The following is a 15,239-nucleotide window of genomic DNA, read 5'->3' on the forward strand; positions in this document are numbered from 1 at the left end:
GGGCAGCGAATACACGAAGTGATGAACGTGGGGGCAATTCATCCCGCTATTGTCCCCACTGCTCGGACTTGGCTTCGATGTCCTGTGCAAAGCGCTCTATGAACATGAGGGCTCTCACCTTGCGCGCCGCGCCGGGGTAATCGCCTTTCTCGTCGATCAGCCAGTCGAGCGAGGACAGCGCACGAGCGCGGCCGACCTCGACCTCCGCGCGCAGCTTGTCGAGCGCGGCGGCGTCGCGCGCGTCATCGAGCTCCTCCCGCCATTCCATCTGCTGATGGAGGAAATCCGGGGGCATCGCCGTGTTTTTCTCGGCATCGATGGGGGAGCCGTTCAGCGCGCACAAATAGCTCGCCCGCTTGATCGGGTCCTTGAGCCGCTGATAGGCCTCATTGATGCGCACCGACCACTGCATCGCGACACGCTGTGCCGCAGCGCCCTGGGCCGCAAAGCGATCGGGGTGCACCTCGCGCTGCAGTTCCTTCCAGCGCGCGTCCAGCGCGGCACGGTCCTGCGCAAAGCGGGCAGGCACGGCGAAAAGTTCGAAGTCGGTGTCGTTCAGGTTCATGGCGATAAAAAGCCGCCAGCACATGACATGGTGGCGGCTCGGGCGCGAAGCCGATCGGAAATCAGATGCGGAAGCTTTCGCCGCAGCCGCAGCGGTCGCGTTCGTTCGGGTTGTTGAACTTGAAGCCCTCGTTGAGGCCTTCCCGCACGAAATCCAGCTGCGTGCCGTCGATGTACGCCAGGCTCTTGGGGTCGACCAGCACTTTCACGCCATGGTCTTCGAACACGACATCTTCGGGCGCCAGTTCGTCCACGTACTCGAGCTTGTAGGCCAGGCCCGAGCAGCCCGTGGTCTTGACGCCCAGCCGCACGCCCACGCCCTTGCCCCGCTTCCCGAGGTAGCGGGTGACGTGGCGCGCGGCCGATTCGGTGAGGGTCACAGCCATGTCAGTGAGCAGCTTCCGTGCTTGCCACGGCAGCGCCGTGCTTGGCCTTGTAGTCGCTGACGGCCGCCTTGATCGCGTCTTCCGCGAGGATCGAGCAGTGGATCTTGACCGGCGGCAGCGCCAGTTCTTCGGCGATCTGCGCATTCTTCAGCGCGGCCGCTTGGTCGAGGGTCTTACCCTTGACCCATTCGGTCACGAGGGAAGAGGACGCGATCGCCGAGCCGCAACCATAGGTCTTGAAGCGCGCGTCTTCGATCACACCGGTTTCCGGGTTGACCTTGATCTGCAGCTTCATGACGTCGCCGCACGCCGGTGCGCCGACCATGCCCGTGCCCACCGAGTCGTCGCCCTTTTCGAAGGAGCCGACGTTGCGGGGGTTTTCATAGTGGTCGATGACCTTGGATGAATATGCCATGGGTGTACCTCTCAGTCTTTGTTCAATGCGCCGACCACTGGATCGTGCTGATGTCGATGCCGTCCTGGAACATTTCCCACAGGGGGCTCAGCTCGCGGAGCTTGGCGACGTTGTGCTTGATGGTGGAGATCGCGTAGTCGATTTCTTCCGCGGTCGTGAAGCGGCCGATCGTCATGCGCAGGCTGCTGTGCGCGAGCTCGTCGCTACGGCCGAGCGCGCGCAGCACATAGCTGGGCTCCAGGCTGGCCGAGGTGCAGGCCGAACCGCTCGACACCGCCAGGCCCTTGATGCCCATGATCAGCGACTCGCCCTCGACATAGTTGAAGCTCATGTTGAGGTTGTGCGGCACGCGGTGTTCGAGGTCGCCGTTGATGAAGACCTGCTCGACGTCCTTCAGGCCGTTGAGCAGGCGCTGCTGCAAGGCACGCGCCTTGACAATGTCTTCCTTCATCTCGAGCTTGGCAAGGCGGAAAGCCTCGCCCATGCCGACGATCTGGTGGGTGGGCAGAGTGCCCGAGCGCATGCCGCGCTCATGGCCGCCGCCGTGCATCTGGGCTTCCAGCCGCACGCGCGGCTTGCGACGCACGTACAGCGCGCCGATGCCCTTGGGGCCGTAGGTCTTGTGCGAAGCCAGGCTCATGAGGTCGATCGGCAGGTTCTTGACGTCGATCTCGACCTTGCCGGTGGCCTGCGCCGCATCGACGTGGAAGATCACGCCCTTTTCGCGGCAGATGTTGCCGAGCGTCACCACGTCCTGGATCACGCCGATCTCGTTGTTCACGAACATCACGCTCGCGAGGACGGTGTCGGGGCGAATCGCGGCCTTGAAGACCTCGAGATCGAGCAGGCCGTTTTCCTGCACGTCCAGGTAGCTCACTTCGAAGCCCTGGCGCTCGAGCTCACGCATGGTGTCGAGCACGGCCTTGTGCTCGGTCTTGACCGTGATCAGGTGCTTGCCCTTGCCCTTGTAGAACTGCGCCGCGCCCTTGAGCGCGAGGTTGTTCGACTCGGTGGCGCCCGAAGTCCAGACGATTTCGCGCGGGTCGGCGCCGATCAGGTCGGCCACGTCGGCACGCGCCTTCTCGACGACCTCCTCCGCTTCCCAGCCCCAGGCGTGGCTGCGCGATGCCGGGTTGCCGAAGTGCTCTCGCAACCAGGGAACCATCGCGTCGACGACGCGCGGATCGACCGGCGTCGTCGCGCCGTAGTCGAGATAGATCGGAAAATGAGGAGTGACGTCCATGGCTGGCTCAGGCTGGCGGGGGTTTATCTTTGTCGAAACGGGGTCAAAGCGGATCGAGCGGCGCCGCGAGGCGCCCCCGATCACGACTTGGCGAAGACGTTGCCCAGTGCGAACACCGAATTCGGGGCGTTGACCCGGATCGGCTTGACCACCGGCTGGCTCGAAATCGCGCGCTTGACTGCCGGCTTGTTCTCGATCTGCACGCCCTTGGCGAGCTGGTCGTCCACCAGCTTCTGCAGCGTGACGGAATCGAGGAACTCGACCATGCGCTGGTTCAGCGATGCCCACAGCTCATGGGTCATGCAACGGCCGGCTTCACCCAGGCAGTTTTCCTTGCCGCCGCATTGCGTGGCATCGATGGGTTCATCGACGGAAACAATGATGTCGGCCACGGTGATATCCGCTGCCTTGCGGCCGAGCGAATAGCCGCCGCCGGGGCCGCGGGTCGACTCGACCAACTCGTGACGGCGCAGCTTGCCGAACAGCTGTTCGAGGTACGAAAGGGAAATCTGCTGCCGCTGGCTGATCGCGGCCAGCGTGACCGGACCGGTGTTCTGGCGCAGCGCCAGATCGATCATGGCTGTGACCGCAAAACGGCCTTTGGTAGTGAGACGCATCGCAAGCTCCTTTGAGTGCTTACCGTTGAAATGACACCGCGGCCGTTGTGGGCTTCGGTGACGCCGTCTCCGCCCTTCCCGACCCACTTTCCGCTGGTGATCCAGTCGGTAGGAGCCGGTTCTTCATCGCGAAGTTCGTTTGCTTGAGTAATTCGCTCAAGTATAGCAGAAGGCCCTTCGGCTTGCTCGGGTAAACCCGATTGAAAGCTCCAAATGACGATCAGGAGCCCGCCTCGCCCGCGGACGGTATTGTGATGTTGTCCCTGCCGGGCGCGCCGAAAGCCTGCTCGCGCAACAACGCCAGTTGGTCGCGCACCCGGGCGGCTTTCTCGAACTCGAGGTTGCGCGCATGTTCCAGCATGAGCTTTTCCAGCCGCTTGATCTCGCGCGCGACATCCTTTTCGGACATGTCCTCGACCTTCGCGCGCTCGAGATCGCGCTTGGCGGCTTCCTTGGTCGATTTTTCGCTGTAGACGCCGTCGATCAGGTCGCGCACCTGTTTCACGATGCTGCGCGGCGTGATGCCGTGGGCCTCGTTGTGGGCGATCTGCCGCGCGCGCCGCCGCTCGGTCTCGCCGATGGCTTTGGTCATCGAGTCGGTCATTCGGTCGGCATACAGGATGGCCTTGCCGTTCAGATTGCGCGCCGCCCGGCCGATGGTCTGGATCAGCGAACGCTCGGCGCGAAGAAAACCTTCCTTGTCGGCATCGAGGATCGCCACCAGCGACACCTCGGGAATATCGAGGCCTTCGCGCAGCAAGTTGATGCCGACCAGCACGTCGAAGGCCCCGAGCCGCAGATCGCGCAGGATCTCGACGCGCTCTACCGTGTCGACATCGCTGTGCAGGTAGCGCACCTTGACGCCGTTGTCGCTCAGGTAGTCGGTCAACTGCTCGGCCATGCGCTTGGTGAGCGTGGTGATCAGCACGCGCTCGTTCTTGTCGACGCGCAGCCGGATTTCCTGCAGCACGTCGTCCACCTGGTGGGTAGCGGGGCGGACCTCGACTTCCGGGTCGATCAGCCCGGTCGGCCGCACCAGCTGCTCGACCACGTTGCCGGCGTTGTCCTTTTCGTATTGCGCAGGCGTAGCGGAGACGAAGATGCACTGCCGCATGCGCGTTTCGAACTCGTCGAACTTGAGCGGCCGATTGTCGAGCGCCGACGGCAGCCGGAAGCCGTATTCGACCAGCGTGGTCTTGCGCGCGCGGTCGCCGTTGTACATGCCGCCCAGCTGGCCGATCATCTGGTGGCTCTCGTCGAGGAACATCAGCGCGTCCTTCGGCAGGTAGTCGGTCAGCGTCGCGGGCGGTTCGCCCGGCGCGGCGCCCGAGAGATGGCGGGTGTAGTTCTCGATGCCTTTGCAGTGGCCGATCTCGGCCAGCATTTCGAGATCGAAGCGCGTGCGCTGCTCCAGCCGCTGCGCCTCGACCAGCTTGCCCTGGCTCACGAACTCCTTGAGCCGGCCGTCGAGCTCGATCTTGATGGTCTCGACCGCGCTCAGCACCTTGTCGCGCGGCGTCACGTAGTGGCTCGAGGGGTACACCGTGAAGCGCGGGATCTTCTGCCGGATGCGCCCCGTGAGCGGATCGAAGAGCTGCAGCGTCTCGATCTCGTCGTCGAACAGCTCGATGCGGATCGCCAGCTCGCTGTGCTCGGCCGGAAACACGTCGATCGTGTCGCCGCGCACGCGGAAGGTGCCGCGCGAAAAATCCTGCTCGTTGCGCGTGTACTGCATGCGAATCAGCCGGCCGATCACGTCGCGCTGGCCGATCTTGTCGCCGGTGCGCATGATGAAGCGCATCTGCGTGTAGTCCTCGGGCGTGCCGATGCCGTAAATCGCGCTCACCGTGGCCACGATGACGGTGTCGCGCCGCTCCAGCACGCTCTTGGTCGCCGACAACCGCATCTGCTCGATGTGCTCGTTGATCGAGCTGTCTTTCTCGATGAACAGGTCGCGCTGCGGCACGTAGGCCTCGGGCTGGTAGTAGTCGTAGTAGCTCACGAAGTACTCGACCGCGTTCTTCGGAAAGAACTCGCGGAACTCGCTGTAAAGCTGCGCGGCCAGCGTCTTGTTGGGCGCGAACACGATGGCCGGCCGGCCCAGCCGCGCGATCACGTTGGCCATGGTGAAGGTCTTGCCCGAGCCGGTGACGCCGAGCAGGGTCTGGAACACCTCTCCGTCCTGCACACCCTCGACCAGGCCGGCAATCGCGTTCGGCTGATCGCCTGCAGGCGGATAAGGCTGGTAGAGCTCGAACGGCGAACCGGGGAACTTGATGAATTCGCCCTGCTTTGCAGGACCGACGGGGTCGGCGTGTTGCGGCTCGGGAATGGCTTCAGTGATTTCTGGCATGGCGTGGACCCTGGGAGTTGGTGGCGCGGCCGGTAAAATTCAAGGCAACCGGAAAGCTTAAACGCTGATCCGGTGTTCCGTGCATCGATCACCCCCCAAAGGACTTTTCCATGTCAATGTTCACCGCCGTCGAGATGGCGCCGCGCGACCCGATCCTGGGCCTCAACGAGCAATTCGCCGCCGACAGCAACCCCAACAAGGTCAATCTCGGCGTCGGCGTCTACTACGACGACAACGGCAAGCTGCCGCTCTTGCAGTGCGTACAGGCGGTCGAACAGAGCATGACCAAGACGCCCACCGCGCGCGGCTATCTGCCGATCGACGGCATCGCGGCCTATGACAACGCCGTGAAGGGCCTGGTGTTCGGCGCCGACAGCGAGCCCGTGAAGTCCGGCCGCGTCGCGACCATCCAGGGCATCGGCGGAACCGGTGGCCTCAAGGTCGGCGCCGACTTCCTCAAGAAGCTCAACCCCGACGCCAAGGTGCTGATCAGCGACCCGAGCTGGGAAAACCACCGCGCCCTGTTCACCAACGCCGGCTTCCCGGTCGAAAGCTATCCCTACTACGACGCTGCCAAGCGCGGCATCGACTTCGAGGGCATGCTGGCCGCGTTGAACGCCGCCCCGGCCGGCACCATCGTCGTGCTGCACGCCTGCTGCCACAACCCGACCGGCTACGACATCACGTCGGCCCAGTGGGACCAAGTCGTCGCGGCCGTCAAGTCAAAGAAGCTTGTGGCCTTCCTCGACATGGCCTATCAGGGCTTCGGCTACGGCATCCAGGAGGACGGCGCGGCCATCGGCAAGTTCGTCGCTGCCGGCCTGGACTTCTTCGTCTCGACCTCCTTCTCCAAGAGCTTCAGCCTCTACGGCGAACGCGTCGGCGCCCTCTCGGTGCTGTGCGAAAGCAAGGAAGAAGCCGCGCGCGTGCTGAGCCAGCTCAAGGTCGCGATCCGCACCAACTACAGCAACCCGCCGACGCACGGGGGCGCCGTGGTCGCAACCGTGCTCGGCACGCCCGAACTGCGCGCGCTGTGGGAACAAGAGCTCGGCGAGATGCGCGTGCGCATCAAGGCGATGCGCCAGAAGCTGGTCGACGGCCTCAAGGCCGCCGGCGTCAAGGAAGACATGAGCTTCATCACCACGCAGATCGGCATGTTCAGCTATTCGGGCCTCAGCAAGGACCAGATGGTGCGCCTGCGCGAAGAGTTCGGGGTCTACGGCACCGACACCGGACGCATGTGCGTGGCCGCGCTCAACAGCAAGAACATCGACTACGTCTGCCAGAGCATCGCCAAGGTCATCTGATACAAATTGGCCAGACCAATTGGGTGTTTTTGCCTAGCACATTTGGTCTGCGCCGCTGATATATTGCATCGCAACATCCCCATAACGCGCAGACCTCATGCTCTATCAACTCTACGAAGCACAACGCTCCCTGATGGAGCCGTTCGCCGACTTCGCGCAGGCTGCCTCCAAGCTCTACGGTCAAGGCGCCGTCTTCGGCCAGACACCGCTGGCGCAGCGCATGGCGGCCGGGTACGACCTCCTCTACCGCCTGGGCAAGGACTATGAGAAACCGGAGTTCGACATCAAGACTGTCAAGGTCGACGGCGATGATGTGGTGATCCAGGAAGTCGTCGAGATCGAGAAGCCCTTCTGCCAGCTGCGGCGCTTCAAGCGTTTCACCGACGAGCCGCACACCCTGCAGACGCTCAAGAGCCAGCCCGTGGTGCTGATCGTGGCGCCCTTGTCGGGGCACTACGCAACACTGCTGCGCGACACCGTGCGCACCTTGCTGCAGGACCACAAGGTCTACATCACCGACTGGGTCAATGCGCGCCTCGTCCCGCTGTCCGAAGGCGAGTTCCACCTCGACGACTACATCAACTATGTTCAGGAGTTCATCCGCCACCTGCAGGCCGAGTACGGACACTGCCACGTGATCAGCGTCTGCCAGCCCACGGTGCCGGTGCTGGCTGCGGTGTCGCTGATGGCCAGCCGCGGCGAGAAGATTCCGCTGTCGCTGACCATGATGGGCGGCCCCATCGATGCCCGCAAGTCGCCCACCGCCGTCAACAACCTGGCGATGAACAAGAGCTACGAGTGGTTCGAGAACAACGTGATCTATCGGGTGCCGGAGGGCTTTCCGGGCGTCGGCCGCCGCGTGTACCCGGGCTTTCTGCAGCACACCGGTTTCGTCGCAATGAATCCGGATCGCCATGCAAGCAGCCACTACGACTACTTCAAGGACCTGATCAAGGGCGACGACGCGAGCGCCGAGGCACACCGCAAGTTCTATGACGAGTACAACGCCGTGCTCGACATGGATGCGGACTACTACCTCGACACCATTCGCACCGTGTTCCAGGACTTCGAGCTTGTCAACGGCACCTGGGAAGTGAAGAGCCCCGAAGGCGTGCTCGAGCGCGTACGTCCGCAGGACATCCATTCGACCGGCCTGCTGACGATCGAGGGCGAGCTGGACGACATCTCGGGCTCCGGCCAGACCCGCGCCGCGCACGAACTGTGCACCGGCGTCAGCGCCGCCCATCAGCAGCACTACGAAGTCAAGGGCGCCGGCCACTACGGCATCTTCAGCGGTCGCCGCTGGCGCGAACGGGTCTACCCCGAGGTGAAGGCCTTCATCGCCGCGCACGACCAGCCGCAAAAGCGCGCCGAGCGCTCCAGCGTGACGGCCGAAGACACGGTCAAGGCCGCTGCGGCGGCCAAGCGCCCTGCCGTGGCGCGCAAGTCCGCCCCTGCGCGGCGGACGCGCGGCGCTGCGCGTTGACGATCCAGGGCCGTGTACGCGCTGGCTGCACGCATCCTCGACGCACTGCCCCAAACGCAGTGCACGCGCTGCGGCTATCCCGATTGCGCCGGGTACGCACAAGCCATTGCAGAAGGCAGTGCCGGCATCCACCAATGCCCGCCGGGAGGCGCCGAAGGCGTGGCGCGCCTGTCGCAGCTCACCGGCCAGCCGGTGCGGCCGATCGACCCGCAATTCGGCGCCGAAGGCCCACGCGCCCTGGCCGTGATCGACGAGGCCTGGTGCATCGGCTGCACGCTGTGCCTCGACGCCTGCCCGACCGACGCGATCCTCGGCATCCACAAGCGCATGCACACCGTGATCGAAACACACTGCACGGGCTGCGAACTCTGCATTCCGGCCTGCCCGGTCGACTGCATTTCGCTCGAAGTGGCGACGCCGGGCAAGAGCGGCTGGCAAGCCTGGTCGCAGGCCCAAGCCGATCAGGCACGCAAGCGCTATGAGGCGCACGGCAAGCGGCGCGAGAAGCACGACGAACCCCGGGTCGCCAAGGCGCCCGAAGTTGCGCCGGACCGCAAGCGTGCCGTGATCGAAGCCGCCCTGGCACGCGCGCGCGCTGCGGCCGCTTCGCGTGCCGACGGCAAGAAAACCTGATCCTCGACGCCCTGCTGCCCTGCATGGGCGCTTGAGCGCTCAGCCTGCCGCCAGGGCCGAGAAAGCCGCTACCACTTCCGGCGGCGCCTGCACGAGTTCGATCAGCACGCCTTCGCCCGCGATCGGGAACTCCTCGTTGCCCTTGGGGTGCAGAAAACAGATGTCGAAACCGGCCGCGCCCTTGCGGATGCCGCCCGGCGCGAAGCGCACGCCCTGGGCGCCGAGCCATCCGACGGCGGCAGGCAGATCGTCGATCCACAGGCCCACGTGATTGAGCGGCGTGGTATGGACGGCCGGCTTCTTCTCGGGATCGAGCGGCTGCATCAGGTCGACCTCGACCTTGAAAGGTCCGCTGCCGATCACGCAGATGTCCTCGTCGACGTTCTCGCGCTCGCTCTTGAAGGTGCCGGTCACTTCGAGGCCGAGCATTTCGACCCAGAGCTTCTTCAGGCGCGTCTTGTCGGGCCCGCCGATCGCGATCTGCTGGACGCCGAGCACCTTGAAAGGACGGTTCATGCACATGCTCCTTGTTCGCTGGTCCGCCGCGCCTCGAGCCCCAGCTTGCGCAGCAGTTGCACGTCGGCTTCCACGTCCGGGTTGCCGGTCACCAGCAGCTTGTCGCCATAGAAGATCGAGTTGGCGCCGGCCAGGAAGCACAGCGCCTGCACCGCTTCGCCCAACTGCTGCCGGCCGGCAGACAGCCGCACACGCGCCTTGGGCATCGTGATACGCGCCACGGCGATCATGCGCACGAAGTCCAATGGGTCGATCGGGTCGGCATCGGCCAGCGGCGTGCCCGGCACGCGCACCAGGCTGTTGATGGGCACGGACTCCGGATAAGGATCGAGATTGGCCAGCTGCGCGATCAGGCCCGCGCGGTGCACCGGCGTCTCGCCCATGCCGACGATGCCCCCGCAGCACACGCTGATGCCGGCGGCGCGCACGTGGGCCAGCGTGTCGAGCCGGTCCTGATAGGTGCGCGTGTCGACGATGTCGCCGTAATACTCGGGCGCGGTGTCGAGGTTGTGGTTGTAGTAGTCCAGGCCCGCGGCCTTGAGCTGCTTCGCATGCTGCGGCTCGAGCATGCCCAGCGTGGCGCAGGTCTGCAGGCCCAGGCCCTTGACTGCTTCCACCAGCACCGCCACCTTCTCGACGTCGCGGTCCTTGGGCGCGCGCCAGGCCGCACCCATGCAGAAGCGCGTGGCGCCGGCGTCCTTGGCCGCCTGAGCAGCGCGCACGACCTCGTCGACTTCCATCAGCTTCTGCGCCTTCACGCCGGTGTCGAATTCGGCGGACTGCGGACAGTAGCCGCAGTTCTCGGGGCAGCCGCCGGTCTTGACCGACAGCAGTGTGGCCAGCTCGATGTCGCCCTCGGGGAAGTGCGCACGATGCACGGTCTGGGCTTCGAACAGCAGGTCGTTGAAGGGCTTGTCGAGCAAGGCCTGCACGGCCTCGACCGGCCAGGGACCGCGCGGCGCCGCCGGCTTGGCGGCCGGCCGATGCAGGGTAACGGCTTTAGCAGCCGGAAGCAGATCGTTGACACCCATCATGCAAACTCCAGGATCACTTGATCGACCGCGAGCGATTCGCCCTTGGCGGCCGAGATGCTGCCGACCACGCCATCGTGCGTGGCGAAGAGCACGTTTTCCATCTTCATTGCCTCGATCACCGCAAGCTTCTCGCCGGCCTGCACCTGCTGGCCCGGCTGCACCGAGACCTCGACCAAAAGGCCCGGCATCGGCGACATCAGGAACTTGCTGAGGTCCGGCGGCGCCTTGTAGGGCATGAGCTTCGACAAGCGCGACCCCAGCGGCGAGAGCACGATCGCTTCGATCTGTGTGCCGTTGTGCGAAACGCGCAGCGCCAGCGGATTCTTGCCGGCACCCCGCTCGACCTGCGCGGTAAAGGCGCGGCCGTTCACCGTGCCCTCGACACGGACGCTGCCGAGCGGCGCATGGCTGTCGATCTTGTAGCTGTGGGCACCCACCACGACCGCGCTGGAACCCGTCTGCCCGTGGAAGTCGTTGACCGTGACGGGCGTGTGCACATGCTGGCCCTTCGCATCGAGCACGACCGCCACGAACTGCTCGCCCACTTTCACACTGTGCCCCTCGAGCTGCCCGCTGATGCCCGAGGCGCGCGCGCGGTAGCGCCGGTGCATGTAGGCTGCCAGCGCGACCAGGAAATCCGGATCGTCGTGCGGCACGTCCTCGGCATGGAAACCCTTGCCGTAGTGCTCGGCGATGAAGCCGGTGTTGAATTCGCCGCTCACGAACTTGGGATGCGCGAGCAGCGCGGCCTGGAACGGGATGTTGCTGCCGATGCCGCGGATCACGAAGCCGTTGAGCGCCTCGCGCATCAGCGCGATCGCATGGTTGCGGTCGCGCCCGTGCACGATCAGCTTGGCGATCATCGAGTCGTAGAACATCGGGATCTCGCCGCCGTCGTAGACGCCGGTGTCGACCCGCACGCCGCCGTAGGCGCTCGAAGCCGGGCGCTCCGCGGCGAACAGCGTCTCCTTCGGCGGCTGGAAGCGCACCAGCCGTCCGGTCGACGGCAGGAAATTGCGGAACGGATCTTCGGCGTTGATGCGGCACTCGATGGCCCAGCCGTTGCGCTGTACCTCTTCCTGCGCCAGCGGCAGCTTCTCGCCCGCGGCCACGCGGATCATGAGCTCGACCAGGTCCAGCCCGGTGATCGCCTCCGTCACCGGATGCTCCACCTGCAGCCGCGTGTTCATCTCGAGGAAGTAGAAGCTCTGGTCCTTGCCGACCACGAACTCCACCGTGCCTGTGCTCTGGTAGTTCACCGCCTTGGCGAGTGCCACCGCCTGCTCGCCCATGGCCTTGCGCGTGGCCTCGCTGATGAAAGGCGACGGCGCCTCTTCGATCACCTTCTGGTGGCGCCGCTGGATCGAGCACTCGCGCTCGTTGAGGTAGATCACGTTGCCGTGCGCGTCGCCGAGCACCTGGATCTCGATGTGGCGCGGCTCCTCGACGAACTTTTCGATGAACACGCGGTCGTCGCCGAAGCTGTTGCGCGCCTCGTTGCGGCAGGAGGTGAAGCCCTCGAAGGCGTCCTTGTCGTTGAAGGCCACGCGCAGGCCCTTGCCGCCGCCGCCGGCCGAGGCCTTGATCATCACCGGATAGCCGACCCCGCGCGCGATCTCCACCGCGCGCTCGGCCGTTTCGATCGCGTCGTTCCAACCCGGGATGGTGTTGACCTTGGCCTCGTTCGCAAGCTTCTTCGAGGCGATCTTGTCGCCCATGGCCGCGATCGAGTAGTGCTTGGGGCCGATGAAGACGATGCCCTCTTCCTCGACCTTCTTCGCGAAGCCTTCGTTCTCGGACAGGAAGCCGTAGCCCGGGTGCACGGCTTGGGCGCCGGTCTTCTTGCAGGCGGCGATGATGCGCTCGGCCTGCAGGTAGCTCTCGCGGCTCGGCGAGGCGCCGATGTGCACGGCCTCATCGGCCAGCTCGACATGGCGCGCGTCCTTGTCGGCATCGGAATACACCGCGACCGTGAGGATGCCCATCTTCTTCGCGGTCTTGATAACGCGGCAAGCGATCTCGCCGCGATTCGCAATCAGGATTTTCTTGAACATGTTGTTGTCTCCGGCTCAGAGCGGGATGTTTCCGTGCTTGCGCCACGGGTTGTCGAGCTTCTTCTCGCGCAACATCACCAGGCTGCGGCAGATGCGCTTGCGCGTTTCGCTCGGCAGGATCACATCGTCGATGTAGCCGCGCGTGCCCGCCACGTAGGGATTGGCGAAGCGCGCCTTGTATTCGGCCTCGCGCGCGGCCAGCTTCTCGGGATCGTTCTTGTCCTCGCGGAAGATGATCTCCACCGCGCCCTTGGCGCCCATCACCGCGATCTCGGCACGCGGCCAGGCGAGATTGACGTCGCCGCGCAAATGCTTGGAGGCCATCACGTCGTAGGCGCCGCCGTAGGCCTTGCGCGTGATCACCGTGATCTTCGGCACCGTGCACTCGGCATAGGCGTAGAGCAGCTTCGCGCCGTGCTTGATGATGCCGCCGTACTCCTGGCTGGTGCCGGGCATGAAGCCGGGCACATCGACAAAGGTGACGACCGGGATGTTGAAGGCATCGCAGAAGCGCACGAAGCGTGCAGCCTTGATCGAGGACTTGATGTCCAGGCAACCGGCCAGCACCAGCGGCTGGTTGGCGACGACGCCGACGCTCTGCCCCTCCATGCGCGCGAAGCCGATCACGATGTTCTTCGCGTAGTCGGGCTGCAGCTCGAAGAACTCGCCGTCGTCGACCACCTTCACGATCAGCTCCTTCATGTCGTAGGGCTTGTTCGGGTTGTCGGGCACCAGGGTGTCGAGCGACAGGTCGGCGCGATCGGCCGGGTCGCCGCTCGGGCGCACCGGCGCCTTCTCGCGGTTGTTGAGCGGCAGGTAGTTGTAGAGCCGGCGCAGCATCATCAGCGCCTCGACGTCGTTCTCGAAAGCCATGTCGGCCACGCCGCTCTTGGTGGTGTGCGTGGTGGCGCCACCGAGCTCCTCGGCCGTCACGTCCTCGTGGGTCACGGTCTTCACCACGTCGGGGCCCGTGACGAACATGTAGGAGCTGTCGCGCACCATGAAGATGAAGTCGGTCATGGCCGGCGAATACACCGCGCCGCCCGCGCACGGGCCCATGATCATGCTGATCTGCGGCACCACGCCGGAAGCCATCACGTTGCGCTGGAACACCTCGGCATAGCCGCCGAGCGAGGCCACGCCTTCCTGGATGCGGGCGCCGCCCGAGTCGTTGAGGCCGATGACCGGTGCGCCGACCTTCATCGCCTGGTCCATCACCTTGCAGATCTTCTCGGCATGCGCTTCGCTGAGCGCGCCGCCGAAGACGGTGAAGTCCTGGCTGAAGACGAAGACCAGGCGGCCGTTGATCATGCCGTAGCCGGTGACCACGCCGTCGCCGGGGATCTTGTTGTCGGCCATGCCGAAGTCGCTGGAGCGGTGCTCGACGAACATGTCCCACTCTTCGAAGGTGTTGTCGTCGAGCAGGAGTTCGATGCGTTCGCGCGCCGTCAGCTTGCCCTTGGCATGCTGGGCATCGATGCGCTTCTGGCCACCGCCGAGCCGCGCCTGCGCGCGCCGTTTTTCGAGGTGTTCGAGGATTTCTTTCATGTCGTCCTGTCGGAAGTGTTGAACTGCGCCCGCCCCGCCTGGGCTGCGAGCAGATTGCGTGCGGCGGTCGAGGCCGGCAGCGTGCCGGCCGCCACCTGGGCGCTGGCCTGCGGCAGCAGCTCGCGCACCTGCGGATGCTGGCGAAAAGCCTGCTTGAGCCCTGCGTCGATGCGTTCCCACATCCACGCGAGCGCCTGTTTTTCGCGGCGCGTGGCAAGCTTGCCGTTGGTGGTTTGCAGCGCCTTGAACTGCAGCACCGCGGCCCAGAAGGCGTCGATGCCGGTGCCCAGCAGCGCGCTCAGCTGGATCACCTTGGGCAGCCAGAAGCGCACTTCCGCTTCCGGCGAACCGGGCGCCGCATGGGCCGCGTGCATGTGCTGCGCGTGCGCCGGATTGCCGTGATGGCCGAAGAGCCGCAGCGCCGAAGTGATCTGGGCCTGCGCGCGCGTCGCCGCATCCTTGTCGATGTCGGCCTTGTTGATGACGACCAGGTCGGCCAGCTCCATCACGCCCTTCTTGATCGCCTGCAGGTCGTCGCCGGCATTGGGCAGTTGCAGCAGCACAAACATGTCGGTCATGCCGGAGACCGCGGTCTCGCTCTGGCCGACACCCACGGTTTCGACGATCACGATGTCGTAGCCCGCGGCTTCGCACACCAGCATCGCCTCGCGCGTCTTCTCGGCCACTCCGCCCAGCGTGCCGCTCGAGGGGCTGGGCCGGATGTAGGCGCGTTCATGGACCGACAGCTTCTCCATGCGCGTCTTGTCCCCGAGGATCGAGCCGCCCGACACCGTGGACGAAGGGTCGATCGTGAGCACCGCGACGCGATGGCCCTGCCCGATCAGATGGAGGCCCAGCGTCTCGATGAAGGTCGACTTGCCGACACCGGGCACGCCGGAGATGCCGAGCCGGAAGGACTTGCCGGTGTGCGGCAGCAACGCCGTGAGCAGTTCGTCGGCTTGGGTGCGGTGATCGGGGCGCGTGGATTCGAGCAGCGTGATGGCCTTGGCGATGGCGCGGCGTTGCTGCGGGCCGTCCGCTGCAACCAGTGCTTCGGCTGTGACCGGAGTTCGAACCGGCATG

At 65.2% G+C, this 15,239-nt stretch carries 14 protein-coding genes; 3 read left to right on the forward strand and 11 right to left on the reverse strand.

All coding sequences use genetic code 11. The features are described 5' to 3' along the window. Positions 1-46: 46 nt before the first annotated feature. The 6 genes from hscB to uvrB form a co-directional block, all read right to left on the reverse strand. Positions 47-565, reverse strand: coding sequence for a Fe-S protein assembly co-chaperone HscB (gene hscB / locus ACSQ89_RS17885; RefSeq protein ID WP_436296310.1), 519 nt, complete (start codon positions 563-565; stop codon positions 47-49). 61 nt (positions 566-626) lie between these two features. Continuing rightward, positions 627-950, reverse strand: coding sequence for an iron-sulfur cluster assembly protein IscA (gene iscA, locus ACSQ89_RS17890; RefSeq protein WP_093108176.1), 324 nt, complete (start codon positions 948-950; stop codon positions 627-629). Between the two features lies 1 nt (position 951). Next, positions 952-1,365: a Fe-S cluster assembly scaffold IscU gene (iscU, locus tag ACSQ89_RS17895; RefSeq protein WP_436292707.1), complete on the reverse strand. Its 414-nt coding sequence runs from the start codon at positions 1,363-1,365 to the stop codon at positions 952-954. Positions 1,366-1,387: 22 nt separating this feature from the next. Beyond that, positions 1,388-2,608 carry an IscS subfamily cysteine desulfurase gene (locus ACSQ89_RS17900; RefSeq protein WP_436296311.1) on the reverse strand — a complete coding sequence of 407 codons (1,221 nt, stop codon included), beginning with the start codon at positions 2,606-2,608 and terminating at the stop codon, positions 1,388-1,390. Between the two features lie 80 nt (positions 2,609-2,688). Then, positions 2,689-3,225: a Fe-S cluster assembly transcriptional regulator IscR gene (iscR, locus tag ACSQ89_RS17905; protein WP_093108182.1), complete on the reverse strand. Its 537-nt coding sequence runs from the start codon at positions 3,223-3,225 to the stop codon at positions 2,689-2,691. A 220-nt stretch (positions 3,226-3,445) separates the two neighbouring features. After that, a complete protein-coding gene (gene uvrB / locus ACSQ89_RS17910; protein WP_436292706.1) occupies positions 3,446-5,578 on the reverse strand; it encodes an excinuclease ABC subunit UvrB in 2,133 nt (710 codons plus the stop codon). A gap of 110 nt (positions 5,579-5,688) precedes the next feature. On the opposite strand from uvrB, the gene ACSQ89_RS17915 reads away from it, so the two are divergent. The 3 genes from ACSQ89_RS17915 to ACSQ89_RS17925 all read left to right on the forward strand — a co-directional run bounded on the left by ACSQ89_RS17915 (position 5,689) and on the right by ACSQ89_RS17925 (position 9,004). Continuing rightward, a complete protein-coding gene (locus ACSQ89_RS17915) occupies positions 5,689-6,885 on the forward strand; it encodes an amino acid aminotransferase (RefSeq protein ID WP_436292705.1) in 1,197 nt (398 codons plus the stop codon). A gap of 97 nt (positions 6,886-6,982) precedes the next feature. Next, complete coding sequence (locus ACSQ89_RS17920; protein WP_436292704.1) at positions 6,983-8,371, forward strand: polyhydroxyalkanoate depolymerase; 1,389 nt, start codon at positions 6,983-6,985, stop codon at positions 8,369-8,371. 12 nt (positions 8,372-8,383) lie between these two features. After that, positions 8,384-9,004: an RnfABCDGE type electron transport complex subunit B gene (locus ACSQ89_RS17925; protein ID WP_436292703.1), complete on the forward strand. Its 621-nt coding sequence runs from the start codon at positions 8,384-8,386 to the stop codon at positions 9,002-9,004. Between the two features lie 39 nt (positions 9,005-9,043). On the opposite strand, the gene ACSQ89_RS17930 is transcribed toward ACSQ89_RS17925, so the two are convergent. The 5 genes from ACSQ89_RS17930 to meaB are packed head-to-tail and all read right to left on the reverse strand — an operon-like array spanning position 9,044 to position 15,238. Beyond that, a complete protein-coding gene (locus ACSQ89_RS17930) occupies positions 9,044-9,520 on the reverse strand; it encodes a VOC family protein (protein ID WP_093108192.1) in 477 nt (158 codons plus the stop codon). Continuing rightward, on the reverse strand, positions 9,517-10,551 hold the full coding sequence (gene bioB / locus ACSQ89_RS17935) for a biotin synthase BioB (protein ID WP_436292845.1): 1,035 nt from the start codon (positions 10,549-10,551) through the stop codon (positions 9,517-9,519). The genes ACSQ89_RS17930 and bioB overlap by 4 nt, the downstream gene beginning before the upstream one ends. Next, entirely contained in the window at positions 10,551-12,608 is a 2,058-nt protein-coding gene (locus ACSQ89_RS17940; protein ID WP_436292702.1) for an acetyl-CoA carboxylase biotin carboxylase subunit, read from the reverse strand. Before ACSQ89_RS17940 ends, bioB begins: the two co-directional genes overlap by 1 nt. Positions 12,609-12,623: 15 nt before the next feature. After that, on the reverse strand, positions 12,624-14,156 hold the full coding sequence (locus ACSQ89_RS17945; protein ID WP_093108198.1) for an acyl-CoA carboxylase subunit beta: 1,533 nt from the start codon (positions 14,154-14,156) through the stop codon (positions 12,624-12,626). Continuing rightward, positions 14,153-15,238: a methylmalonyl Co-A mutase-associated GTPase MeaB gene (gene meaB, locus ACSQ89_RS17950; protein ID WP_436292701.1), complete on the reverse strand. Its 1,086-nt coding sequence runs from the start codon at positions 15,236-15,238 to the stop codon at positions 14,153-14,155. Before meaB ends, ACSQ89_RS17945 begins: the two co-directional genes overlap by 4 nt. Position 15,239 lies beyond the last annotated feature (1 nt).

It is taken from the genome of Variovorax sp. LjRoot175 (genome assembly GCF_964253805.1).
In the GTDB taxonomy this organism is placed as follows: domain Bacteria; phylum Pseudomonadota; class Gammaproteobacteria; order Burkholderiales; family Burkholderiaceae_C; genus Variovorax.

Coding starts and splice junctions, on each gene's coding strand:
- meaB (WP_436292701.1), bottom strand. CDS start 15,238: ATGCCGGTTCGAACTCCGGTCACAGCCGAAGCACTGGTTGCAGCGGAC.
- ACSQ89_RS17920 (WP_436292704.1), top strand. CDS start 6,983: ATGCTCTATCAACTCTACGAAGCACAACGCTCCCTGATGGAGCCGTTC.
- iscU (WP_436292707.1), bottom strand. CDS start 1,365: ATGGCATATTCATCCAAGGTCATCGACCACTATGAAAACCCCCGCAAC.
- ACSQ89_RS17945 (WP_093108198.1), bottom strand. CDS start 14,156: ATGAAAGAAATCCTCGAACACCTCGAAAAACGGCGCGCGCAGGCGCGG.
- hscB (WP_436296310.1), bottom strand. CDS start 565: ATGAACCTGAACGACACCGACTTCGAACTTTTCGCCGTGCCTGCCCGC.
- iscA (WP_093108176.1), bottom strand. CDS start 950: ATGGCTGTGACCCTCACCGAATCGGCCGCGCGCCACGTCACCCGCTAC.
- ACSQ89_RS17930 (WP_093108192.1), bottom strand. CDS start 9,520: ATGAACCGTCCTTTCAAGGTGCTCGGCGTCCAGCAGATCGCGATCGGC.
- ACSQ89_RS17900 (WP_436296311.1), bottom strand. CDS start 2,608: ATGGACGTCACTCCTCATTTTCCGATCTATCTCGACTACGGCGCGACG.
- iscR (WP_093108182.1), bottom strand. CDS start 3,225: ATGCGTCTCACTACCAAAGGCCGTTTTGCGGTCACAGCCATGATCGAT.
- bioB (WP_436292845.1), bottom strand. CDS start 10,551: ATGGGTGTCAACGATCTGCTTCCGGCTGCTAAAGCCGTTACCCTGCAT.
- ACSQ89_RS17915 (WP_436292705.1), top strand. CDS start 5,689: ATGTCAATGTTCACCGCCGTCGAGATGGCGCCGCGCGACCCGATCCTG.
- uvrB (WP_436292706.1), bottom strand. CDS start 5,578: ATGCCAGAAATCACTGAAGCCATTCCCGAGCCGCAACACGCCGACCCC.
- ACSQ89_RS17940 (WP_436292702.1), bottom strand. CDS start 12,608: ATGTTCAAGAAAATCCTGATTGCGAATCGCGGCGAGATCGCTTGCCGC.